The organism is Colwellia sp. E2M01 (assembly GCF_018860585.1).
Taxonomy (GTDB): domain Bacteria; phylum Pseudomonadota; class Gammaproteobacteria; order Enterobacterales; family Alteromonadaceae; genus Colwellia.
This window is the reverse complement of the sequence record NZ_JAHKPR010000069.1, coordinates 71,978-97,596: the sequence shown is the minus strand read 5'-3', so window position 1 is coordinate 97,596 and position 25,619 is coordinate 71,978. Positions and strand designations below refer to the sequence as shown.

Here is a 25,619-nt window from a genome sequence, read left to right as displayed (position 1 = left end):
ATGCTAGGATGTGTGAGCTCTGATACGTAAAAAATAACGCTTAAGGCAAACAGCAAATGTTATTATTAAAACAAGCAACTTCGGTTGCTTTTTTTATAGCGGCAATACGCTTATCGTATTCAATAGTGATAAATTAATGATATTATTAATTTATCTGGTTTATACATCGATTACATATTGTTTAAGTAATACCAATTCCGATAATTTTCTGGTCTAGCTGTGCGAAGGGAAAATATTTAAAGACAAGGCGCTTGATTGAGTAATAACTGGTTATTGCGATTGAAAGGAACGTAGGATTTAAGTATTTTAACCAGTACAGGTGATCAGTAATTTAACGGACTTGGTATAAACATCATTATTTATAGGAAATTTCATGACAATCATGCAAAAAGTTCTCTGGTTAGTTGTCTTTTTAGGTAACTTCTCTGCAGGTTATCTTTATATGTATAACCCAAGTATTGTTAGCTTAGTCTTTCTAATTGTTACCGTCCTTTATAGCATTGTTGGTCTGTATGATATTTTGTATAGTCGCCATACGTTAAATAGACTTTATCCTGTTGCGGCTTATTTACGTTATTTTTTAGAGTCATTTCGTGTTGAAGTACAGCAATATTTTATTGCTAATGATACCGAAGAGCAGCCGTTTAATCGGGAGGAGAGAACGTTAGTTTATCGTCGCTCTAAAAATGAGCGTTCAACCATTGCTTTTGGTACGCAGCGCAACCTACTTGAAGATAATTACCTTAGTTTGTGGCATTCATTGGCGCCGGTACACATAAAAGATACCGCTAAGAAAGTCTTGATTGGCGGAGATAAGTGTAAACAACCTTATTTAGCATCATATTTGAATATATCAGCGATGAGTTTTGGCTCATTAAGTAATAATGCGATTGAAGCATTTAATTTAGGCGCTAAAAAATCAGGTTGTTACCATAATACTGGTGAAGGTGGGGCAAGTCCTTATCATTTAAAACATGGTGGTGATATTGTTTGGCAGCTAGGTACCGGCTTATTTGGTTGTCGTGATGAAAACGGTCGTTTTGAACCAGAAAGTTTTAAAAAAACGGCACATTTACCACAAGTTAAAATGATTGAAATTAAACTGTCTCAAGGGGCTAAGCCAGGCCATGGTGGTGTTTTACCTAAAGCAAAAATTACCGATGAAATTGCTCGTATTCGACATATTTCCAAAGATAAAGATTGTATATCACCAGCAGTAAACCCTGAATGTACAACGCCTAAAGCATTACTCGCCTTTATTGAACAATTAAGAGAGTTAAGCGGCGGTAAACCGGTCGGCTTTAAATTATGTATTGGTAACCCAGCAGAGTTTTTAAGTATTTGTAAAGCTATGTTAGAAACAGGAATTACCCCTGATTTTATAACAGTTGATGGCGCTGAAGGTGGTACAGGTGCAGCACCTGTTGAGTTTGCTAACCGTTTAGGACTAATTTGCTTAGAAGGTGTAAGCATTGTAAATAATGCGCTAATTGGGGTAGGTCTGCGAGATAAAATTAAAATTATTGCCTCTGGTAAAACGGCTTCAAGTTTTGATTTATTATCAAAAATTGCTGCCGGCGCTGATATTGTCAATGCCGCACGTACCATGATGTTAGCTATTGGTTGTATTCAATCAAGACATTGTAATACTAACCGTTGTCCGACCGGTATTGCGACACAAGATCCTGCTCGTGCAAAGGCGATTGATGTAGAAGTTAAAAGTGAACGTGTTAAATATTTCCACCAAAATACTTTAGCAAGTTTCTTTGAATTAATTGGCAGTATGGGCTTAGATGATCCAAGTAAATTAGTGCCACAAATGGTAAAACGCCGCTCACCATATGGTGCGCAAATGTCTATGGGCAGTTTGGTGGCTCCAATTACTAAAAACGTTTTTGTTGATCCACTCATTAGTAAATTTGATATTGATGAAGCATGGCTGCATTGGTGGGAGTCGAGTAGTAGTGAACAGTTTTATGTGGCTGATTTATTCATCTTAAAATCACCAGAGTTTCATAAACCAAAAGAACGTGATTTTAGTTACTATTAATAACAAGAAAATTAACAGTTTAAGCGTTATTTTTAAGCGTACTGTTTATTAAGTGTTAAAGAAAAGCGTGTTGTAATTAGCCAGAAAAAGTAGCTTTGAAAAGCAACTTAGCAAAGTTAATCACAACACGTTTTTTATTATCAGGCGTACACAGTCAGTCGTTACTCAGGCAGTATTTGCTTAGTCTTTATTCGGCAATTAATTGATTAAGGGTATAACTTGATTCATTACTACCTAGTTTAGCTTTCATATAAGGTAATATTTCTTCAAGCTGAGATGCTAATTGCCAAGGCGGATTCACAATAAATAAGCCTGTACCTGTCATACCGTATTCTTCGGTATCATCACTTAAACAAAACTCTACTTGTAAAACATTTTTCACATCACTTTTACTAAAGGTATGTGCCATTTGCTCTACAAGTTCACGTTTAACCACAGGGTACCAAAGAATATAGCTACCGGTAGCGAACTTTGAATAAGCCTTAATAATAGTTTTTACTGCTTTTTGATAATCTTCTTTTAGCTCATAAGGCGGATCTATTAACACAACGCCACGCCTACTTGGTGGTGGTAATAATCCTAATACGCCTTGATAGCCATCTGATTGCTTAACAAATACTTTCTTCCAACGGTAACAGAACTCTTCAAGGTGAGTAATATCGGTTGGATGTAATTCAAATAAATGGATTGAATCTTGACGACGTACAAAACCTTTAGCAATACCAGGTGAACCTGGGTAAATATCAAGTTCAGCACTATTACGGTTAAGGCTATTGATTAATGATAAATAAGGCTCAAGTGATTCAGGCGCATCTTTATCATTAATAATTTTAGCAATACCCTCTTTATACTCACCTGTTTTTTGTGCGTATTCATCGCGAAGCTGATACATACCGGCACCAGAGTGACTGTCTATGTAACAAAAGCCTTTTTCTTTACGGGTCATATAATCTAAAACTAGTGATAAAACACTGTGTTTTAATACGTCGGCAAAATTGCCAGCATGAAAAGCGTGACGATAACTAAGCAAGGTAATTCCTTAAAAGGGAGTGCAGATAGGCACAAAATAAAAAACGGTTAATGAATTTAGGCATTAACCGTTGGCAGTATAGTTTATGCTTTGCTCGCTAAGTACTCGTCATAAGTACCCGCAAAATCAACATAACCTGTTGATGTTAATTCAATAACACGTGTTGCAATGGTGGAAACAAATTCACGGTCATGGCTGACAAATAATAAGGTGCCTTCGTAAGTTTCAAGTGCCATGTTTAATGATTCAATTGATTCCATATCCATGTGGTTGGTTGGCTCATCGAGTATTAAAATGTTTGGCTTTTGCATCATTAATTTACCAAACAACATACGACCTTTTTCACCACCAGAAAGTACGCTTACATTCTTTTTAATATCATCAGCAGAGAATAATAGGCGACCTAAGTAACCACGAACTGCTTGCTCGTCGTCTGTTGGTTGTCGCCATTGACTCATCCACTCAAATAAGTTCATATCGGTGGCAAATTCATATTCATGATCTTGCGCGTAGTAACCAATGTTGACATTTTCAGACCAAGTAATATCGCCAGAGTTAGCTTCATAGCCAACTTCATTCATTAAAGCGCGTAATAGGGTAGTTTTACCTATACCGTTTTCACCGATAATAGCAATACGCTCGCCAACTTCAATTAACGCTGAAATATCTTTTAGAATATGTGCATCTTCAAAGCTTTTATTAACGTTTTCCATTACTAAGGCATTACGGAATAATTTTTTCTCTTGCTCAAAGCGAATAAACGGGTTGCTTCGACTTGAAGCTTTTACTTCGTCTAATTGAATTTTATCTATTTGTTTAGCACGTGAAGTTGCTTGTTTGGCTTTTGAAGCGTTTGCTGAGAAACGTGCAACGAATGCTTGTAACTCGCCAATTTGTGCTTTTTTCTTAGCGTTGTCAGCTAATAAACGGGCTCTTGCTTGTGTAGCAGCAAGCATGTATTCATCATAATTACCTGGGTAAACGCGTAATTCACCGTAATCTAAATCGGCCATGTGAGTACAAACACTGTTTAAGAAATGTCTATCATGTGAAATGATGATCATAGTTGAGTCACGTTCATTTAACGTTTCTTCAAGCCATTGAATAGTATGAATATCCAAGTTGTTGGTAGGCTCATCGAGTAGTAAGATATCAGGATCTGAAAACAGTGCTTGGGCAAGGAGAATACGTAATTTAAAACCTGGCGCTATTTCACTCATTAAACCGTAATGCTGCTCAACAGGAATACCAACGCCCATTAATAATTCACCAGCGCGGCTTTCGGCAGAGTAGCCATCCATCTCAGCGTATTCAGACTCTAAATCGCCAACTTTCATACCGTCTTCTTCACTCATTTCTGGTAAAGCATAAATACGGTCACGCTCTTCTTTAACGGCCCAAAGTTCAGTATGCCCCATAATAACAGTATCAATTACGCTGTACTCTTCAAAAGCAAACTGGTCTTGACGTAATTTACCTAAACGCTCACCAGTATCAAGGCTAACATTGCCTGATGTTTGCTCTAAATCGCCACCTAATATTTTCATGAAGGTTGATTTACCACAACCATTAGCACCGATTAAACCGTAGCGATTACCGCCACCAAATTTTTGTGAGATATTTTCGAATAATGGCTTGGCGCCAAACTGTTGGGTAATATTATTTGCTGCTAGCATAGTGTGTTCCGTCGATTGTTGAAATTAATGCCTTACTACTTAGTTAACCTTTTGCGAGTTAATTGACTATGTTAACTAGGTAATAAGTGAATTAATTTACCGATAAAATATTGCGTGAGATTATACAGGAGTCAGGCTAAAAGAGGTAGGGTGGATGTAAATGAGTAAGTACTTCATCAACAGGCACTCGATGAAAACCAGGCTACATTTAAAAACATTTTACTGGTACTTAATAACAAGCGATTAAAGCATTATTTATTTTGTTGACAACTTGTGTAACTATGGAGTTAAAAATGAATATGATAAGAAGCAATGACGTGCAAAAAAATAAAGTGATGGCGGTGATGCAAGAGCAATTTGCAGTAACGGTAAACAATGTGCAAATTAATAATATAACTAATGATACAGATACAACTATTACAGCATTCATCGCTGACACGCCAATAGATATTTTTATTTCTACAAACCGCAATGAACTAATACAAGAGCAGGGCGCAGCAGCTCAACTAAGCAATGAATTATACCTCGGTTGGAATTATCACTAAGTCACAATAAATTAATTTGTTCATGGTAGCGCTTTTACCAGTATTGTTGGTATTTGATAAAAAACGATTATTCAAAATAAAAACCTGTTACGAATTAACGTAACAGGTTTTTTTGTGTGACTTATCTTAAAATTTTTTATCAATATTAACTATTGTCTTCTAAGTCAGCCAAACTATCTAAGTGATTATGAATAGCGTGATGTATAAAGCCTAGCTTTTTACGTACTGCATCGGTTAACACAAAAGGGTAGGCATCAGGTAGGCCCATACTTCTATTGAGTGAGTTTAAGATCACTGATAATTTCATCCACTCTTCTAAAATTTCAGTGATTGAGGTTTGCGAAGAAAAATATTGTCTGCCTTGTGGTAAGCATAATTTTTCAGTGTCGTTTTCATCTTTTTCAGCATCAGATATCGCAGCATTAAATTCAAAGTTTTTGGCTGTTTCAAGGGTGTCTATAATATGCATGTAATGCGCCCAGGTTTCAGCCCAATCTTCAAACGGGTGCATTGTTGCGTAACTACTAATAAAAGTTTGCTCCCAATTAGCCGGCGCACCATTTTCATAATGGTGCTTTAGTGCCGCCTGATAATCTAAGGCGTCATCTCCAAAATATTGTTTGCAAAGCTCATGTTTTGATGGTGAAGGAGTAATTAATTGATCAAAGTAATAATGACCTAATTCATGACGAAAATGTCCCAGTAAGGTTCGGTAATTTTCGCCCATGGCTAGTTGTGTTTGCGAGCGAGCAACATCGTCTGCTTCGGCTAAATTAATGGTAATATGGCCACAGTCATGTCCTGTGAAAACTGTTTCATGGTAAGGTAACTGGCTAGTAAAGTGATCGTTTACATCTCTATCGGTGATAAAGTCAAAACTTAAACCATTGTCAGCGTCTTGTGTTGTATTACGTAAAGGCACTGGCAATACTTTTAAGGTATACAAAGCTCGTCGTTTTGCGGTTTCCATTTTACGCCACAACGGAATATGCTCTTTAATATTTAAGTTTGGCACCGTTACATTAAAACGACAGGCAAAACATAAAACTTCAGCATCATCATCGTCTTCTTCTACTAATGCGTGAGTGTTAATGTTAACCATGCCATTGCACACTTGGTATTTGGCATTATTATCACATTTTTGATAGTGAACTTTGGGGTAAGCCTTTTTATAATAAAAGCCAGTACTTTCATCAAATTCATAAGGTTCAACTTGATCAAAGTTATCGTCAATACCAACGGCTCGACCGCAGGAAAGGCAATGGCTACTTTCAAAAAATAAAATAAGCTTATCTTTGCAATTACATTGAAATGTTTTCATTTGGGTTTCGAGTTAAATAAGGGAATAAACAGGTTTAAATAACCCCTTAGCTATAAGGCATTTTAGCTTACATCTAAGGGGGCAATAATATTATAATTTAGGGTAACTATGTATTTATTATGTATTAAATACGTTTTAACAAATCAGATTTTTTTAAATTATATTCATCATCAGTGAGTGCGCCTAAATCACGCAATTTAGCTAATTTTTCTATAATATCGAGTGTTTCTGTCACAGAATAAACAGTATTGATTTCACTGTTAGTATTGTTTTGTTGCAATGACAACTCTTCTGCCATCGATGGCTCTTGATTAATGACGGGAGCTGTTTCATTTGTTTCTGTGTTTTGCGCAGTATTATTAGTATTGCTATCTGACATATCATGTTGCGGTGCTTGTTGCCCCTGACCTGAAACAAGAGGTAACGAGGTTAAATCGACATTACCCCATTGGCTAGTAAAAGTTAGCGTTGCATTATTACCTTGCTGCTGACCTGTACCACCAATATTATGATCTAATGTGTCATATACTGATATTTGACCATTTAACTCAACAGCTAAACGGTTAGGAAATATGGCGTAACGAGTATTGTTTTGTGCACCGCTACTAAAAGGGCTACCTAAGTCTGTTGGCCACCATTGATTACTTTCAGGTGTACCAGCAGCAACAATAGGAAAAATTTGATTGTTACTTAACATGGTAGACAATTCATTACATAAATTATCAACGGTATTTTTCAGACCGCTATTGAACATATCGCCAACCATAGTCATGCCACCACGCATCCATTGTCCTGAGCCACCAAGCTCAGAACAGCTGAATTGTGCCATTGAACCGCCGCCATTATTAATAGCTACCATCATATGAATAATTGCTTCACGACTTAATCCGTATCGACCACTGATCTGTGCAACTAAATTTTCACCAATGTCTGTTAACTTCTGCATTATAAAATATCCTAGGTTAGATTGGATTGAACTGACGATGCCTTTTCAAGCATTGGAGATAATTTGTGTCTTTTCTATTACTGTTATATTTTCCTTTTTAATTCTTGATAAGAAAAGGAGGAAAATACGAATAACAAAGTATCTTTAAAGCACGAATAAGGCGCTACTATAACACTTCTACATGGCTTCTCATTAGCTTTATTATGAACTATTTTTTAAAGCTTCTTAAAGTCATTAGCAATCAACAGCTTTTAGTTTTAAGTGCTATTTTGGTGCGTTCAACGCACCAAAAGAAAAGTGAATTACGATATACCAGTTATAAACTTTGTTAAAAGAAGCTATTTTTTTGTTTTTAGATGAATATTGACGATTAAGTCATAAAATTTTAATGGAATACTTCTTGCTAAACTAGAGTATGCTAGTGAATAACATATTGCATGTTATATATAAGACGCTGCTTTATATTTCAAAGGGGAATTAATCGATGACCATAACCGTTGGTATTGCACACCATACTCAGTATAAGTACGATCGCTCAGTAAATATGGGGCCACATATATTCCGTTTGCGCCCAGCACCGCACAGCCGCACTAAAATAAAAAGTTATTCCTTAAAAATAATTCCCGAAGATCATTATATAAATTGGCAACAAGATCCTTTTGGAAATTACCAGGCGAGGGTAGTGTTTAATAAACCCACCACTGAATTTAGTTTTACCGTAGATTTAGTTGCTGAATTAACGGTTATCAATCCTTTTGACTTCTTTTTAGAAGAGTACGCAGAAGAATTTCCATTTGTTTATGATTCGGTCTCAAAAGCAGAGCTAGCGCCTTATCTGAAAAAACGTAAAGCCAGTAAAAAGTTACTTGAGTTAATTGACTCTTTACGTCCAACCGAAAAAATCCGCAGTGTAGATTATTTAGTATCAGTTAACCAAGCTATATATAACTTAGTAGGCTACGGTATTCGCTTGGAGCCGGGTGTTCAAACACCGAACGAAACCGTAACTAAAAAAACGGGGTCGTGTCGTGATTCTGCTTGGTTGTTAGTACAACTGTTTCGTCATTTAGGTTTAGCGTCTCGTTTTGTGTCAGGTTACCTAGTGCAATTAACCTCAGATCAAAAATCTTTAGACGGTCCAAGTGGTCCTGAAGAAGACTTTACCGATTTACATGCTTGGACCGAAGTTTATATTCCAGGCGCCGGTTGGATTGGACTTGATCCAACCTCTGGCTTATTTGCCGGCGAAGGTCATATTCCATTAGCGTGTACGCCAGAGCCAAGCTCAGCGGCACCTGTTACCGGTGGTATTGATGACTGTAAGTCAGAATTTAGCTTTTATAATAAAGTAACCCGCGTACATGAAGATCCACGCGTCACTAAACCTTATTCTGATCCTCAATGGGCGGCGATAAACCGTTTAGGACAGCAGGTTGATGAAGTATATGCTGAAGAAGGCATTCATTTAACTATGGGTGGAGAGCCAACGTTCATTTCTATTGATGATATGGAACATCCACAATGGAATACAGAAGCTGACGGCAAAGAAAAAAGAGTATTAGCGCAAAACTTATTTGTAGAAATGAATAAAGTTTTCACCAAGGGCGGTTTTACCCATTATGGTCAAGGTAAGTGGTATCCAGGAGAGCCGTTACCGCGTTGGCAATACGCCTGTTATTGGCGTAAAGATGGCGTAGCTTTATGGAATGACGTGAGTTTACTCGCTGATCCGAATAAAGATTACGGTTTAAATCATAAAGACACCAAAAAATTTGCTGAAAAACTCAGCGATAAGTTAGGTCTTGGTAAAAAAGCCTTAACCACAGCCTATGAAGATATTCTTTATCATTTATGGCAAGAAGGCTCTTTACCGATTGAGCCCGGACCAAAAGACTCTAAACTAGTCGACGCCATGAGCCGTAAAGGCTTTTTAGAAAAAATGGAGCAGGGCATAGAAAACCCTGTAGGCTATGTTTTACCTTTACAATGGAATACCGGCAAAAACTGCTGGCAATCATGTACTTGGGAATTTAAACGCGGTCATTGTTTCTTGTTACCCGGTGAGTCTCCATTAGGTTATCGTTTGCCATTAGATAGTCTTGAGTGGACAGATAACATTATTGATCGTGATCCATTTGATATTCCTGAAACCTTTGCCAAAAGTAAAAAATTGAAGAAAGGCTTCATTGGTAAAGAAATGATCAAAACGGCAATGGCTTTAGAAGTCAGAGAAGGGCGTTTATATATCTTTATGCCGCCAACTAGTCATTTTGAACAATATTTAGGTCTATTAACTGAAGTTGAATCGGTAGCCAAAGAGCTGAAAATGCCATTGGTCATTGAAGGTTATAGTCCACCTAAAGATAGTCGTGTAGAAAAATATGCAGTAACGCCAGATCCAGGTGTAATTGAAGTGAATATCCATCCTTCTATCTCATGGAATCAATTAGTTGAGCGTACAACAACCTTATATGGTTTAGCTAAACAAGCACGTTTAGGTACTGATAAATTTATGGCAGATGGTCGTCATACCGGAACCGGTGGTGGTAACCATGTAACTTTAGGTGGTGAAACGCCAGATCAAAGTCCGTTCTTGCGTCGTCCTGATATTTTACGAAGCTTTATTACCTACTGGCAGCATCACCCAGGGTTGTCTTACTTATTTTCAGGTTTGTTTATTGGCCCAACAAGCCAAGCGCCACGTGTTGATGAAGCCCGTGACGAAATATTATATGAACTTGAAATTGCCTTCTCACATATGCCAGAAGGTGAAGTACCCGAGCCTTGGTTAGTCGATAGATTACTACGTAACTTACTTGTCGATTTAACAGGTAACACTCATAGAGCTGAATTTTGTATAGATAAACTCTACTCACCAGACTCTTCAACAGGTCGCTTAGGTATTGTTGAGTTCCGTGGTTTTGAAATGCCGCCGCACGAGCAAATGAGTCTTGTGCAAATGGTATTATTGCGTACTTTATTAGCTTGGTTCTGGAAAAAACCTTATCACAAACCATTGGTACGTTGGGGCACTGAGTTACACGATAAATTCTTATTGCCGCAATATGTAGAAAACGACCTAGCAGAAATTTGTCGTGATTTACAACAATCAGGCTTCCCGTTCCAACTAAGTTGGTTAGACCCATTCTTTGAATTTAGATTCCCAGTCTGTGGTACGCGAGAGCTTGATAACGTAACACTAGAATTAAGAACCGCGATTGAACCTTGGCACGTACTTGGAGAAGAAGCTACAGGTTCGGGCACTGCGAGATATGTTGATTCGTCATTAGAGCGAGTACAACTTAAAGTGACCGGCGCAATTAGTGATCGTTATGCTGTTACTTGTAATGGTCGTCGAGTACCGCTTAAAAAGGTTAAAGGCAAAGCCATAGATGAGCAAGTCGCGGGTATTCGATACCGAGCATGGCAACCGCCTACTGCATTGCACCCAACCATTGGCGTACATGCACCACTAACGTTTGATTTAATTGATACATGGGAAGGACGTTCGTTAGGTGGCTTTGTTTACCATGTAAGTCATGCTGGCGGTCGTAACCCTGAAAGCTTACCTGTTAATGCTTTTGAAGCAGAAGGTCGTCGAGTTGCAAGGTTTTGGGAACATGGTCATAGCGCTTCTTTACAAGCTTCTTCTCTACCACCTTGGAGCCCTTCAACCATGACGCGTAGCTTTAATTCTGCGGAAACGGTTAGCGATTTTGTGGTACCAGAAGAAGAAAGTATTAATGCTGATTATCCACATACCTTAGATTTACGTCGTCAACCTGCTTTTAAATAAGCGTTAATGTTGAAACATAGCTGAAATAGGTATTAATAACTGTATAATTCCACTTTGAATTTATTTAAAGTGGAATTATTAGTTATGTCGTATATTAATGACACTATTTCAAACGATTATTCACCATGGAGCACACGCAGTTTGTATCACAATAATAATGCGATGTCAGAATTGCCAGAGTGGTTATCCTTGTATATCAATAAGCCTCATATTCATGACGAGCTTGTTAATCATAGTGGCTTAGAGCCTATTCATTGGGATGCACTATTTAATCGCTTAGAGAGCTTATCTAGCGAAGATGTTAGTGGTCGTGCTATTGAAATCAGCCAATTAATGCAAAATGGTAATGTCAAACATGAAAGCAGTAAAGAGTGCAATTTTGATCCATTACCTTTTATGTTCTCCAAATCTGATTGGAGTTTAATTGTTGAGGGCGTTAAACAACGCACCCAATTATTAAATCAAATTCAAGCCGATATTTATGGTGAGCAAAAATTACTGATTGATGGTCATATTAACGCCCGTAAATTATATGAAAACAGTAATTACCTGCGAGAAGGCTTTAGTTTACCTAATGATGAATTAAAGTTATTTTTTACCGCTGTTGATCTTTATCGTACACCGTCAGGTGAATTTAAAGTATTAACTGATCATTGCCAGTGCCCTTTAGGTTTAGGTTTATTACTTAAAAGCCGAATTATTGCCCGTCGTGTAATGGCAGAAGAATTTGCTGATTGTAGCGTATTACAAATTAAAGAGTTTTTATCTAGTTTCCAAGATGCTATTAATGAATATTCCCGTTATATGGACGATCCTCGTGTGGTTATTTTAACGCAAGGAATAGAAGATCCTAATTATAACGAACATGCATTCTTATCAACTTACTTTGGCTACACCTTAGTGCAAAGTGCCGATTTAACGGTACGTGAAGGTGAAGTCTGTTTAAAATCATTACAAGGTTTAGGTAAAATTAACGTTATTTTACGTTGGTTACCTGACCGTAATATCGACTCATTAGAACAAATTGACTATTCATTACATGGTATTCCAGGCTTATTACAAGCTGTTAGAGAAGGCAATGTTAAAGTATTAAATCCCTTTGGTAGCGGTGCGTTATCATCACCAGCGATAAAATGTCAGTTAAATAAATTATCAGAATTATTATTACAAGAGCCATTACTGCTCAGTGAGCCGAATTATTACGATGTAGAGCAGGCTAAAACCTTAGACTGGAAATCACTTGAACTACTGAGCCATCAAGATCCACAGTTTAAGATAGACGCTGCCGCGCAGTCTGAGAAAGTAAAAGACTTAATAAATGAGCAGCCAGATAACTATTATTTTCAAGATAAAGCTGAGCTAAGCACAGCACCATTTTGGATTAAAGGAAAACTTGTTGCTAAACCTGTTATTTTCAGGTGTTATGCGTTAACAACAGAGCATGGTGTTGAAGTATTACCTTCTGCTTTGTGTTTTTCACAACAATTTTCTAACGATGCTGGCATGGCAGGTTGGATAAAAGATACTTGGATCCACACTGAAAAAGATACTGATATTAGCAACGCCGCTTTTCCAACAAGGCTACGTATGGATGTTAGCCTATTAGAAGGGGTTATTTCTAGCCGAACAGCAGAGCACCTTTTTTGGTTTGGTCGTTATTTAGAGCGAAGCGAAAGTACCGTGCGTATTTTGCGTATATTTATTGATAAATATACCGAAGCGGCTATTTATTCAGATCCTGTACGAACTAGCGTAGTCTCTCGCTTTGTAGAAGCAATAAGATCACAACGTATTGTTTATCCTTACGCCGAAAATAGTGCAATAGTAAATGAATCAGTAGATGTTTCACCTAAAGAAATGGCGTTACAATTGTTGGCAGATAAACAATGTGCGGGCAGTATTATTAATACTTTAGAATATTTATGTAATGCCTCCAAGCAAATACAAGAATTGCTCTCGCATGATAGTCGTCGGATGATGGATGATATTAACGGACAAATACAACAATTAAAAAATGTAACGGGCTTTATCTCTACCCGTAACATGCAAAGCCTGTTAGATAGAATTATTGGTTCGATCATGGCCTTTAATGGCTCTATTACTGACTGTATGCCCAATAGTAACGGTTGGTTTTTGTTAGAGATTGGTCGCCGCATGGAGCGTAGTATTCAAATTAATGCATTAAGTGCGGCGCTATTAACGCAAGAATATGAAGAAGCAGAAGAATTAGGCGTACTTGAAGCGGTATTAAGTTGTCAAATTAGTTTAGTAACACATAAACGCCGTTACAGAATGCACCAAAGTATTGGCACAGGGCTTGAGTTATTACTACTTGATGCCGAATATCCACGTTCATTATTATTTCAACTAGAACAAATAGATGACTTGTGTCGTCATCTACCAACGAAAAGACGCCCAGGCGTTATTTCTGCTCATGAAAAAGCAATTTTATTGTCTAAAACAAGTTGCTCAATAACTGAAAAAGATTACTTACAGCAAAGTGATGAAGGGCAGCGTCAGAATTTAATTGAATTTTGTCATAATATCCGTATTAACTTAGACACATTTTGTGATGTATTATTATTACAATATTTTTCTCATACCCAAACAGCTCATAAGCTAAATTGGACCAATATTGAACAAGCACAATCGTGAAATATAAAATAAAACACTCAACAACGTATCAATATTCTGATTTTGTCACCTTGTGTCAAAATCAGGCAAGATTAACACCGAAAACGAGCCGAGGACAAATTTGTCATAATAGCCGTATTGAAATTGTTCCTCACGCTAATTACTTACAGCAATTTACCGATTACTTTAATAATAATGTCACTGTTTTTGAAATATCAACACAATATAAAACATTAAATGTTACGGTAACGAGTGAGGTTGAATTATTAGTAACAGCGAATAATGATATAGATAATCTTGATATGTCATGGACTGAAGTGCGAGATTTATTAGCAGCACCTAATACTAAAGAGCTACTACGCACTTCTGAGTTTATTTTACCTTCGACGCTAACGCCGATTGAAACAGGCATTAAAGAATATGCGTTAGTGTCTTTTAAACCAGAAGAAACATTAATTTCTGCATGCAAAGGCTTAATGGCACGGATTTTTCATGACTTCAAGTATGATCCTGGATTTAGCACGATCAGTACCCCTCTAAGTGTGGTGTTTGCACAAAAAAGGGGCGTTTGCCAAGATTTTGCACACTTTGCACTTGCGTGCTTACGTAGCATAGGGGTAGCGGGAAGATATGTGAGCGGTTATATCGAAACTCTGCCACCCGAGGGTGAAGAAAAATTAGAAGGCGCAGATGCAACACATGCGTGGTTCTCTGTTTTTCTTCCCGGTTGTGGCTGGGTAGATTTTGACCCAACCAATAATGTATTGCCGAGTGAGCAGCATATAACTTTAGCGGTTGGGCGTGACTTCTCTGATGTTTCCCCATTAAAAGGAGTGGTGTTTGGTGGTGGTAACTCACTATTAGATGTCGCAGTCGATATGGTTCGATTAGAGTAATTTTAATCGCTGCATCTTCATAATGATTTAATGAGTTAATGATTAATAAGGCGAAAGTGTATGAAAATTGATTGGAAACGGTACCAAACGAATGGCTTCTTTGATGAGTTAATTGACGGTCAAGGTAAAGTTAGATTACACGGTGAGAAATTAGCTCAGTTTTTTTCAAAGTTATCGGGTGAAGAATTAAGAACTGCACGCGCAGTTGCCGATTTAGCCATTAAAGAAATGGGTATTAGTTTTACGGTATACGATGAAGGCTCGATGATTGATAGAGCTTGGCCTTTTGATATCATCCCTCGCACCATAGGAAAAAATGAATGGCAAGGCATTGAAACAGGCTTAAAACAACGTGTTGAAGCGCTGAACTTATTTATTGATGATCTGTATCATGATCAAAAAATCATAAAAGACGGTGTTTTTCCTAAAGGTCTTTTAGAAAAATCTGTTAATTTTCGTAAACAATGTGTGGGTATAAACCCTCCGAATAAAATATGGGCACATATTTGTGGCTCAGACTTAGTACGTGATGGCAACGGTACTATGTTTGTCTTAGAAGACAACTTACGTGTTCCTTCAGGCGTTTCTTATATGCTTGAAAACCGCTCGGTAATGAAACGTGTATTCCCCGAATTATTTGAACAGGTGCCAATCCTTCCTGTTGATGATTACCCTTCACAACTTTTTGATATGTTAGCGGCGATGACGCCTCGACCACATGATCGTCCTGAAGTTGTGGTATTAACCCCTGGTGTATTTAACTCCGCTTATTTTGAGCATTGTTATCTTGCTCAAGAAATGGGTTGTGAGCTGGTAGAAGGGCGCGACCTTGTTGTTGAAAAAGACGACTGTGTTTATATGCGTACCATAACGGGTTTACAACGTGTTGATGTTATTTATCGCCGTATTGATGATTTATATTTAGATCCTGAAGCCTTCTTACCTGACTCTCAACTTGGTGTTCCAGGTTTAATGCGTGCTTGGTCTAAAGGCAACGTTGCTTTAGTGAATGCGCCTGGTGCAGGGGTAGCCGATGATAAAGTAGTTTATGCTTATGTTCCTGATATGATTAAATACTATTTAGGAGAAGAGGCGAAAATTGCCAATGTTCCTACGTTTAAATGCATGGATGAAAAAGAATGTGATCATGTGATCAAGAATATCGATAAGTTAGTGGTAAAACCAGCCAATGAGTCAGGTGGCTATGGATTATTAATTGGTCCAAAGTCGACCAAAAAAGAACAGCAAGAAACCATTGCATCAATTAAGAAAGATCCACGTAACTGGGTAGCTCAACCCACGTTAAGTTTATCAACTGTGCCAACATTAGACGGTATTGAACCCGATGGTCGTCATGTTGACTTAAGACCTTTTATTTTATCGTCAGGTAAAGATACTAAAGTAACAACAGGGGGCTTAACCCGAGTTGCTATGAATAAAGGCTCGCTCGTCGTGAATTCATCACAAGGTGGCGGTAGTAAAGATACTTGGATTGTTGACGAAGAGGCTAAATAATATGTTATCAAGAGTAGGTGAAACTTTATACTGGGTATCTCGTTACATTGAACGTGCCGAAAATGTCGCGCGTTTGATCAATGTAAATAACATGCTGATGATGGACTTACCAAAAGGAGTAAGTACGGGGTGGGAGCCATTAGTCGATATTATTGGTGCCCGTAAAACTTATTTAGAAACGCATACCGACTTCTCAGAAGCCAAAGCATTACGCTACTTATTAGTGGGTAATGATAATATCTCTTCCATTTTAAACTCTATCAGCTCGGCTCGAGAAAGTGCGCGTACTATACGTGATGTAATACCAAGAGATGTATGGGAAGAAATTAATACCCTGTATTATTACGTGAAAGACAGTTCAAAAGAAGGTTTGTCTAAACGTGGTCGCTTTGCTTTCTTAAAAACCATTATTGATTCTGCCCATCAAATATTTGGGGCGTTGGATGCAACCATTAATCATGACCAAGGTTATGTATTCATTCGTTTTGGCTCTATTATTGAACGTGCAGATATGACCTCACGCATTTTAGATATTCGTTCAGAGAGTCTTATTATCAGTGAAGAAGCTAAGCCCTATGAAAATATTCAATGGATCAGTTTATTACGCTCGTTAAGTGCTTATCAAATGTATCGTCAACAAATGGGCGTACGTGTACAGCGCTCAGATGTTATCGAATTTGTAATGCATAGCGAAATATTCCCGCGTTCGATTCTATTTTGTTTGTATGAACTAAAAGAATTAATTTCGCCACTTATTAAGTCATTAGAGTTAATTAAGCTGATTGATGAGACAATTAAAGAAGTAAAATACAAAGATGTTAGGGCACTTAAGAACGGTTATTTACATGACTATATAGATACCATTCAAATTCGTCTGGCTGATATTCATAATGCATTAGCGGAGTCTTATTTCTTAAAGCCTCCTGAAGAAATTTAAACAGAGTTCTTATTGACTTAGTCAAAGTGAAAAATGCATAAAGTAAAAAAATAAAAAGCCTGCTAATTGAAGCAGGCTTTTTTATTGTTTTCTTATTGGTACTGTTTTCTTATTGGTATTGTTGTCTTGGTTATCTTAATTTTAACGGTTACTCATTATCAGGCCAAAGCTCTGAAATAACTTTCCCAAGGTGAATATAATGCACCACACTGCCTTGTTCACTATGCTGAATAACAGCGCGATCAGACCAACTTGACCAATGATAGTCTATGGTATTGATCACCTTACCGTCAAAACTGAGGGCTTCGTTGTCTTTATCAAGACTAAATAATAACAAACCAGAGTAATCATTTTCCTCACTGTTATTTGAAACACTGGCAGGAATAGCTATACGTATTTTATTGTCACTAATATCTAAGGAAGTAAAAGCATGATGATCATATTCAACCGGTGTATTGGCATAAGTGCCAAATGAATATTCATCTAAACTAACAATACCATCTGCCGTCGTAGCATCACTTTTATATAACTCTACCTTCATACCTAAACGGTTACCCCATTCATTAGCATCATAACCAACCCCTAAAATTAAATCATCAAAAGTGTGTAAGTAAGCAGAAAAACCTGAATCGGCTAACTCACCGCTAAAAATAGGGTTATCGCGATCTGTTATATCAAATACGTAAAGCGGATCCGTTTGTTGAAAAGTCACAACTTTAACGGAGTTTTCATCGATACGAACCCCGTAAATATCTTCACCTGCTTTACCTAGTGACTGAGGGGTATCATCATTATCAGGACTATTTTCATTAGGTAGCTCTGCTATTTTTTGATATTCATTACTTTCATCTTTTTGAAATAATTGTAATTTATGTATCCAATCACTATTAAAATTACAACACCAAGCGATGTCTTGAGCATTATTATTGTTAGAGTCAGGTTGACTGGTAATGGCGACAACTGTACCGTCAGTTAATTCTTTAATGCGAAATTGCGCACTACGCCAACCGAGCGTTCCTTCAATCGTTAATGACGTATCGTAACTTAAATCGCTAAGTTGAATTTATGTAAGCGTGATGTTTGATCTGTCCAGTTATTGGCATCAATTAAAAATAATGATTTTTCGTTCATATATAATTGATTTATTTCAGATAAAATACACTGTACCGTAATTATACTGCCAGTATCTAAATCTATTTGAGCAACATAATTAAACATAATTGAGCCATTAGCAAAACGCTCTTCGTTATTGGGTAGATGACAACTTTCTAAGTCAAATACCGGGGAGGTATTATTGCTATCAGTATATTTAATAGAAACAGTAGGAAGTAAGGCTTTAAGATCAAGCTGTTCAATTATTTGTTTGTTTTTGGCAATAATCGCCGCATTTTCGGCATCATTACCATAAGGGTACTCAAGCGTATTAATACGACTATAATGGCGAAGTGCAACGTACATATTATTGTTAATACGGCGACTATCAAGTAAATGACCATCAAAAACGATTGACCACTTATCGCCAAACTCTTGATTTGTTAGCTGAGTAGATTCGATGCCTGTTCGGCCATATCCCCATACGTTATAATCATTCCAATCTGTAGGAGCTTGCCACAAACTGGTTTGAGCAACAATTTGTGTGCTGCTACTGTTTGCTGAAGCAGCACTTTGATAAGAATAAATCCCCGATACATTATAGGCATCTTCGTTTAATGATACCGAGGTTAATAAAGTTGATGAGGGAATTGTATCAATATTAAATAAATTTAGTTTAGCGGCGGTATTTTGTTGTTTGTAACTTTCAACAGCTTCAACATTTCGGGCATAAAAGTAGGTTCGCTCGGGTTGGGTAATGGTAACTAAGTAATCTTTACCACTTTGTGAAAACGTTTTGATCAAATCTGCTTCGTCAACACTTTCTTCAATCGTATTGGTCGTAGATGTAGCTGTTTTATCGTTAGCTTCTGCATTGTCAGCTTCTTCAGTAACCGCTGTATCTAACCTTGAATCGGAATAATAATATTCAGGCACTTCATTATAGGTTTTTATTAAGTAGTTACGAATATATTGTTCGCTACTATCTGCGGTAGTTGAGGTAAATAATGATTTTGTTTTATTTTTTGGTAAACCAACAAGTTTAGTACCATCTTCTAAGGTTTTATCTGGCTCTAAATTAGGATCGATAATAAGGTTATCATTTTCTGAGCTTGAGGAGCCACAACCACTGACGATAGTGCTCAATAGCGAAATTAATAATAAAGAAGAAAAAGAGTGAGGTGAGTTTTTTTTAGTCAAGTTGATATTAATGTTCATATAAGAATTCCTGCAATAGGATAACTTTTATTGGCTGTTATTTACTCAGGGTAAATGAATAAATATAAACTGTACATACTAAAGAGGGAATATTTAAAATCTGTCATAAAAGCTAAGCTAGTATTAACTTTAGTACTCACCTTAATATATACTTTGGCATTCATTTTAGTACAAATATTAAAGTGAATATACTTATTCAGTAACCTTAACTATTTCTCGTCAACAAACAATTATATCAATAGTGAGTTACTACCTTTAGTTTATGTGTTCAGGTAAACTGACGTTAATTTATCATTCTTCATTTTCCCGAGCCTATAATAAGTTTATGCGCATTATTCATACTTCAGATTGGCATTTAGGCCAATATTTCTACGGCAAAAGCCGCGCTAATGAACATCAACAATTTCTAAACTGGTTATTAACACAAGTTGTTATTCACAACATTGACGCGGTTATAGTTGCTGGCGACATTTTTGATACTTCAACACCGCCAAGTTATGCTCGCGAAATGTATTTTGATTTTATTGCTGAGTTACATAACACTCAATGTCAGCTTATCGTTTTAGCAGGAAATCATGACTCGGTTGCCATGTTGGCGGAGTCTCAATCGGTATTAGCTAATTTATCTACTCGCGTTATTACCAAAGCGAACTCTGTTTTTAATCCTGATAAAGCTGACACATCAGACATAAACAGCACAGCTGATATGCCTGAACAAGCTTTAACGGCACAGGCACTTGCACAACAAGTTTTTTCATTGGATGATGCTCAAGGAAAAGCGAATGCCGTTATTTGTGCTATTCCTTTTATTCGACCTCGTGATGTTATCAAAAGCAGTGCAGGGCAATCAGCGCAAGACAAGCAACAAAACTTACAACAAGCTATTAGCGATCATTATCAACACCTTTATCAGCATGCATTAATATTGTCTAAGCGTTTAGCTAAAGAGCAAAAATTACCAAAAGATCAGTTGCTGCCTATTATTGCTACTGGCCATTTAACCGCCTTAGGTGTTTCAGTAAGTGACAGTAAAAGTGATTCGGTGCGCGATATTTATATTGGCTCGTTGGAAGCTTTTCCTGCAACGGCATTTCCACCTGCCGATTACATTGCTTTAGGGCATATTCATCGGGCGCAAAAAGTCGCTAAATCTGAGCATATTCGCTATTGCGGCTCACCAATACCGTTAAGTTTTGATGAAGCTAATCAAGAAAAACGCGTATTAATGGTTGAGTTTAACCAAGGTAAATTAAAAAAGGTTAAAGATATAACTATTCCTCGTTTTCAGCCAATGTTTATGGTTAAAAGCTCGGTAGATGCATTAGAAGATAATTTAAAAGCGACATTATCTGAGTTTGAAGGCTACCAAGTTGACTATCAACAAAGTGTTTTAGAAAGCTCATTAAATGAGGCGTCACCGAATAAGGCTTCAGCTAATAAAACATTAATTAATAATACACCAGTAAAAAAAGCATGGCTTGATATTGAAATAGATAATGGTGAACACCTAAGTGATTTATCACAACGGGTGAATGACTTAACTAAAGAAATGCCGTTTGAAGTGTTACTCGTGAGGCGAAGTAAAAAAGCACGTCAACGCCAACATAGCCAATCTTCTACACAAAATAACAGCACGTTGAGTGAATTGTCGCTAGCTGAAGTGTTTGATTCGCGTTTATCACAGCTTGACTGGCAAACTGATGAAGAGCTTGCACGTAAAGTAAGATTAACCGATTTGTTTAATGAGCTGGCCATTGATTTATCACTTAATGCGCAAACAAATAAAGAAACCTCGTTATTACACGATAGTCAAACTGACACAAAAGAGCAGTCTAATAGCAATGCGGAAACTAACGATGCTGAACTAGAAATTGAGCTCGATGTTAAAACGATTAGCCAAAGTGATGAAAACAAGCAGCAAACACCATGAGAATATTAAGTTTACGTTTTGAGAACATCAACTCACTTAAAGGCAGTTGGAAAATAGATTTTAGCCAAGCGCCGTTTGATAATAATGGGCTGTTTGCTATTACTGGACCTACGGGCGCCGGTAAAACCACCATACTTGATGCGATTTGTTTAGCGCTTTATCATGAAACGCCTCGCTTGACGGTTTCAAAAAAACAAAATCAACTAATGACCCGTCATACAAGTCACTGTATGGCAGAAGTAGAGTTTGAAGTAAAAGGACAAGGTTACCGTGCTTTTTGGAGCCAAAAGCGGGCGCGTAACAAGTTAGATGGTAACTTATTAGAGCCCGTTGCCGAATTAGCTAAACTTGATGGCACAATACTTTCAGACAAATTAAGAACGGTACGTAGTGATATTAGCGAGTTAACAGGGCTTAATTTTTCACGTTTTACTAAATCTATGATGCTTTCTCAAGGTGAATTCGCCGCATTTTTAAATGCACCTGCCAATGAACGCGCGCAATTATTAGAGCAACTTACTGGCACCGAAATTTATGGTGAACTTTCTAAGCAAGTTTTTGATAATCATAAAAATGCGGTAACTGCGTTGAAATTATTACAAGCAACAAGCGAAGGTGTTAAGTTATTAGATGAAGATACGGTAAATGAGCTTGAACAAACACTTGCCCAGCAGACAGTTGATGAAGGTAAGCTTAGTGCGCAATATCAGCAAACGCAGCAAGTCAAAAACTGGTGTGTTAATGCTAACGCTAATAATGAAGCTAACGAAAATGCACAACAACAACTTAGAGCGGCAGAGTTATTAGCAAAAGAAAGTAAAGCCGATTTAGATGCTTTAGCGCAGGCAATATTGGCTGAGCCATTACGCGACTCTTATGAAAAAAAGACGATCGCTAAAGAGCAGCACCAACAAAGTTTACAGCAAGTTAATAATCAAAAATCACAATTAAGTTCAATTGAAAATACGCTTCTACAGAGTGAAAAAGAATTACACGACCTAAAAACTACGCACGCTAAGGCTGAACAACAGCGTAAAGCTATTGAACAGGTATTAAGTGATAAAATTCAACCAATTGAACAAGAGATATCACATAACAACAAAGCCTTACAAAGTATACAAGATGCGCTAACGACACAAAATAAAGTACTGCTTAGTAGTAAAACAGCACAAAAGGTGAGTGAAGCTGAACATCAACAAGTATTGGTAACAGTGCAAACACAACAAACGTATTTAACGCAAAATCAGCCTTTAGCGCAGTTACATGAAAAGCTTCCCTTATGGCAGAATCATTATCTGCAGCTAACACAATGGCAACAAGGTATACAAAATACTTTGTCAGAGCAGCATAAAGCAGAGTTAATGTTGTCGAGTTTACAAACAGAGCAACAAGCACAACAACAAACGATTACAGATACTGAAGCGCAGCTAGTGGCATTAAATCAACAAAAAAACACATTCATTCGCCAAGCGCAGCAGTTTATTGACAATAACGTTGACGCACAAAATATATTGCGTGGAAATACCTATAGCAGTGTTCAGAAAATTGAGCAGAGCAGCGGTGAAACAAACAATCGTGAAGCGGATACGCTTGAACAGTTAAATCAAGCGGTGCTTGATTGTCAAAATAGCCAATTAACACTGAAAGAGGCTGCTCAGTTAGCTAAACGTTATCACTTATTACTCACCGAGCAGCAACAGTTAAGCGCACAGCAGCAACAAGACTCACAGGTGTTATCTTCTACAGAGCAATCTCTTGTAAAACTTAGACAAGAATACAGCGTAACCAAACAGCAAATAAAAGACGTTAAAATCTTATTAACACAACAACAAACTATCATGGCGTTGAGTGATCATCGTGCCAAATTACAAGCTAATGAGTCGTGTCCGTTATGTGGTTCAACGCAACATCCGGCAATTGAGGCTTATCAAACCCTTGATAGTAACGAGTATGAACAAAGGTTAGTAGGATTAGAGCATGCGTTTGAAGAGGTAGAGAAACAAGGTAATCACTTTAAGCAAATTAAGTCTGATCTGACGGCACAACTTAAAGCACAGCAGAGTAATCTTGAGCGACTTAGTGCAGAGACAAATGTTATTGAACAACATTGGTCAGCGCTTATTAGTGGTTTAACGGCCCATGCCCAGTGCCGACTAAGTAGTGACGGACAGCAGCCACTATTATCAGATCCTGTAATAATTAAACAGATAGAAAGTGCCCTAAGTCAGGTTATTAAACAGCTTGAGAGTTTAGTCGTTTTACAAAAATTATTGTCTGAAAATAATCGAGACCAACAACAAAATTCAGAGCAAATTATCCAGTGTGATAAAACCTTATCAACACAATTAAATCAACTGGAAATAACCCAGCAAAAAGCACAATCGTTGCATCAAAATATCAGCAGGCTAAGTGAAGAAATAACACAAAAGCAGGATGAGTTTTTAGCGCTAAATGAAAGATTGTTTATTGAAATATCTGAGGCAAAAATCACTATACCAAGTTTAATAGATAATGATGATTTAGCAGCTAAAAAAGTCATTTGTATTGATGAAAATTGGTTAAGTTCATTGCAACAAAAAGTACAAGAGTATCAATCAACTTTAACTAAGAATCAGACCTATCAAACAAAGCTTGATGAGCTAAAACACCAAATTGACTTACAAAGTCAACAGCTCTTCGTACAGCAAAAGCAAGTTGAGCAAAGTACCACGCAAGTAGACCAATGTAAAAATGAAATAAAACGCCTTAACGGGTTACGCGTTACTTGTTTTGTTGAAGTGGGTGTAGCAGAAGGTGATATCCAAGGTGCTGATTTATTAAGGGAAAATATTTTATCTGAGCGTGAAGTGGCAAACCAGGAGTTAACATTAGCAGAGCAGCATTACCACAATAAACTTGCGGAAAAACAAGACAAAAAAGGACAGTTAACAGCGGCAGAAAAGCAATTATCAGCGCTATTGACGCAGATGGAAAGCACAAACGAAGTGTGGCAAGGTACACTAACTCATAGCGAATTTAATGACGAAGAACAGTTCTTGTTAGCACTGTTATCTGTTGATGAAAAACAGCGTTTTAGTAAACTTGCAAACGATATTGATGACCAAAAAAAGCAAGCAAAAACTTTATTGACGCAAGGGCAAAAAAATACTGAAAAACTAAACGTAGAAAAACAGCAGTTAAGTGAAAATGGAGCAACAACTTTTGACTTGGACTTACTCGAAAATAACTTGGTTAATTTGACTGAATCATTAAAAATATGCCAACAAAAAATAGGGCAAATCTCACAGCAAATTGAGCAAGATAAAGTTAATAAAATTGAGCGAAAAAAGTTACTGAATAACATTAAAAAATTACAAGATGAACTTGATGATTTAAGTCATTTAAATGCACTTATTGGCTCAGCAGATGGTGCTAAATTTAGACGTTTTGCACAAGGCTTAACCTTAGCGAATTTAGTTCATCTTGCTAATTTACAATTAGAACGTTTATTTGGACGTTATCAATTACAGTGTCAACACAGTGATAATTTAGCGTTAGAAGTTGTTGATACTTGGCAAGGTGATACTGCCCGCGATATTAAAACCTTATCGGGCGGTGAAAGCTTTTTAATTAGTTTAGCATTGGCGCTAGCTTTGTCTGATCTAGTAAGTAATAAAACCAGTATTGATTCACTATTTCTTGATGAAGGTTTTGGTACGCTAGATAACAATACCTTAGAAGTCGCCTTAGATGCGTTAGATAACTTAAACGCAAGTGGCAAGATGATTGGTGTAATTAGTCACGTTGATGCGTTAAAAGAGCGCATAGGCGTTCAAATAAAAGTACAAAAGTTGAGTGGGCTAGGGATAAGTAGTTTAGATAAACAATATCAGTTTGTTGCAGAGCCTTCAGCGTCTAGCGACATTACTGATGATAGCCAGACAGTAAGTATGTAAATTAGTGTTGTGTAAAAAGCTGTTTCAAAAGATCATTCTTTTACATTTTGATATAGCTTTTAACGTAAACCTTCAACAAAATTTTTTAACGTACGTAT

General features: G+C 37.1%; 15 protein-coding genes. 9 read left to right on the top strand and 6 right to left on the bottom strand.

The genetic code is table 11. The features are described 5' to 3' along the window. Positions 1–373: 373 nt before the first annotated feature. On the top strand, positions 374–2,050 hold the full coding sequence (locus tag KO502_RS13465; protein WP_216023074.1) for an FMN-binding glutamate synthase family protein: 1,677 nt from the start codon (positions 374–376) through the stop codon (positions 2,048–2,050). Positions 2,051–2,237: 187 nt separating this feature from the next. On the opposite strand, the gene rlmJ is transcribed toward KO502_RS13465, so the two are convergent. Both rlmJ and KO502_RS13455 read right to left on the bottom strand, forming a co-directional pair. Then, a complete protein-coding gene (rlmJ, locus tag KO502_RS13460) occupies positions 2,238–3,080 on the bottom strand; it encodes a 23S rRNA (adenine(2030)-N(6))-methyltransferase RlmJ (protein WP_216023073.1) in 843 nt (280 codons plus the stop codon). Between the two features lie 83 nt (positions 3,081–3,163). Continuing rightward, complete coding sequence (locus tag KO502_RS13455) at positions 3,164–4,756, bottom strand: ABC-F family ATPase (RefSeq protein ID WP_216023072.1); 1,593 nt, start codon at positions 4,754–4,756, stop codon at positions 3,164–3,166. A 293-nt stretch (positions 4,757–5,049) separates the two neighbouring features. Here KO502_RS13455 and KO502_RS13450 point away from each other — a divergent pair, with 293 nt between their 5' ends. Continuing rightward, positions 5,050–5,301 carry a hypothetical protein gene (locus tag KO502_RS13450; RefSeq protein ID WP_216023071.1) on the top strand — a complete coding sequence of 84 codons (252 nt, stop codon included), beginning with the start codon at positions 5,050–5,052 and terminating at the stop codon, positions 5,299–5,301. Between the two features lie 145 nt (positions 5,302–5,446). Here KO502_RS13450 and KO502_RS13445 read toward each other — a convergent pair whose 3' ends face one another. Beyond that, positions 5,447–6,622, bottom strand: coding sequence for a putative zinc-binding metallopeptidase (locus KO502_RS13445; RefSeq protein WP_216023070.1), 1,176 nt, complete (start codon positions 6,620–6,622; stop codon positions 5,447–5,449). A gap of 124 nt (positions 6,623–6,746) precedes the next feature. Then, positions 6,747–7,568, bottom strand: coding sequence for an SHOCT domain-containing protein (locus KO502_RS13440; protein WP_216023069.1), 822 nt, complete (start codon positions 7,566–7,568; stop codon positions 6,747–6,749). 484 nt (positions 7,569–8,052) lie between these two features. On the opposite strand from KO502_RS13440, the gene KO502_RS13435 reads away from it, so the two are divergent. The 5 genes from KO502_RS13435 (at position 8,053) to KO502_RS13415 (ending at position 17,346) form a co-directional block, all read left to right on the top strand. Continuing rightward, the gene (locus KO502_RS13435) at positions 8,053–11,364 is read left to right on the top strand and encodes a transglutaminase family protein (RefSeq protein WP_216023068.1); all 3,312 of its coding nucleotides are present in this window, start codon (positions 8,053–8,055) and stop codon (positions 11,362–11,364) included. Positions 11,365–11,448: 84 nt separating this feature from the next. After that, positions 11,449–14,019: a circularly permuted type 2 ATP-grasp protein gene (locus KO502_RS13430; protein ID WP_252730764.1), complete on the top strand. Its 2,571-nt coding sequence runs from the start codon at positions 11,449–11,451 to the stop codon at positions 14,017–14,019. Beyond that, positions 14,016–14,894, top strand: a complete 879-nt coding sequence (locus tag KO502_RS13425; RefSeq protein ID WP_216023067.1) for a transglutaminase family protein — start codon at positions 14,016–14,018, stop codon at positions 14,892–14,894. The genes KO502_RS13430 and KO502_RS13425 overlap by 4 nt, the downstream gene beginning before the upstream one ends. A gap of 60 nt (positions 14,895–14,954) precedes the next feature. Next, positions 14,955–16,409: a circularly permuted type 2 ATP-grasp protein gene (locus KO502_RS13420; RefSeq protein ID WP_216023066.1), complete on the top strand. Its 1,455-nt coding sequence runs from the start codon at positions 14,955–14,957 to the stop codon at positions 16,407–16,409. Between the two features lies 1 nt (position 16,410). Beyond that, complete coding sequence (locus tag KO502_RS13415; RefSeq protein WP_216023065.1) at positions 16,411–17,346, top strand: alpha-E domain-containing protein; 936 nt, start codon at positions 16,411–16,413, stop codon at positions 17,344–17,346. Positions 17,347–17,494: 148 nt separating this feature from the next. Here KO502_RS13415 and KO502_RS13410 read toward each other — a convergent pair whose 3' ends face one another. Beyond that, entirely contained in the window at positions 17,495–18,370 is an 876-nt protein-coding gene (locus tag KO502_RS13410) for a beta-propeller domain-containing protein (protein WP_354668332.1), read from the bottom strand. A 20-nt stretch (positions 18,371–18,390) separates the two neighbouring features. Next, positions 18,391–19,656 carry a beta-propeller domain-containing protein gene (locus KO502_RS13405; RefSeq protein ID WP_216023064.1) on the bottom strand — a complete coding sequence of 422 codons (1,266 nt, stop codon included), beginning with the start codon at positions 19,654–19,656 and terminating at the stop codon, positions 18,391–18,393. A gap of 325 nt (positions 19,657–19,981) precedes the next feature. Here KO502_RS13405 and KO502_RS13400 point away from each other — a divergent pair, with 325 nt between their 5' ends. Together KO502_RS13400 and KO502_RS13395 are read left to right on the top strand one after the other, a co-directional pair. Next, positions 19,982–21,586 (top strand): exonuclease SbcCD subunit D C-terminal domain-containing protein, encoded by a 1,605-nt coding sequence (locus tag KO502_RS13400; RefSeq protein ID WP_216023063.1) that lies wholly within the window; start codon positions 19,982–19,984, stop codon positions 21,584–21,586. Continuing rightward, a complete protein-coding gene (locus KO502_RS13395) occupies positions 21,583–25,521 on the top strand; it encodes an AAA family ATPase (protein ID WP_216023062.1) in 3,939 nt (1,312 codons plus the stop codon). Before KO502_RS13400 ends, KO502_RS13395 begins: the two co-directional genes overlap by 4 nt. Positions 25,522–25,619: the final 98 nt, after the last annotated feature.

Excerpts from the sequence above, each read along its gene's own strand:
- KO502_RS13465 (WP_216023074.1), top strand. The coding sequence starts at position 374 with ATGACAATCATGCAAAAAGTTCTCTGGTTAGTTGTCTTTTTAGGTAAC.
- KO502_RS13455 (WP_216023072.1), bottom strand. The coding sequence starts at position 4,756 with ATGCTAGCAGCAAATAATATTACCCAACAGTTTGGCGCCAAGCCATTA.
- KO502_RS13450 (WP_216023071.1), top strand. The coding sequence starts at position 5,050 with ATGAATATGATAAGAAGCAATGACGTGCAAAAAAATAAAGTGATGGCG.
- KO502_RS13445 (WP_216023070.1), bottom strand. The coding sequence starts at position 6,622 with ATGAAAACATTTCAATGTAATTGCAAAGATAAGCTTATTTTATTTTTT.
- KO502_RS13440 (WP_216023069.1), bottom strand. The coding sequence starts at position 7,568 with ATGCAGAAGTTAACAGACATTGGTGAAAATTTAGTTGCACAGATCAGT.
- KO502_RS13435 (WP_216023068.1), top strand. The coding sequence starts at position 8,053 with ATGACCATAACCGTTGGTATTGCACACCATACTCAGTATAAGTACGAT.
- KO502_RS13430 (WP_252730764.1), top strand. The coding sequence starts at position 11,449 with ATGTCGTATATTAATGACACTATTTCAAACGATTATTCACCATGGAGC.
- KO502_RS13420 (WP_216023066.1), top strand. The coding sequence starts at position 14,955 with ATGAAAATTGATTGGAAACGGTACCAAACGAATGGCTTCTTTGATGAG.
- KO502_RS13415 (WP_216023065.1), top strand. The coding sequence starts at position 16,411 with ATGTTATCAAGAGTAGGTGAAACTTTATACTGGGTATCTCGTTACATT.
- KO502_RS13405 (WP_216023064.1), bottom strand. The coding sequence starts at position 19,656 with ATGAACATTAATATCAACTTGACTAAAAAAAACTCACCTCACTCTTTT.
- KO502_RS13400 (WP_216023063.1), top strand. The coding sequence starts at position 19,982 with ATGCGCATTATTCATACTTCAGATTGGCATTTAGGCCAATATTTCTAC.
- KO502_RS13395 (WP_216023062.1), top strand. The coding sequence starts at position 21,583 with ATGAGAATATTAAGTTTACGTTTTGAGAACATCAACTCACTTAAAGGC.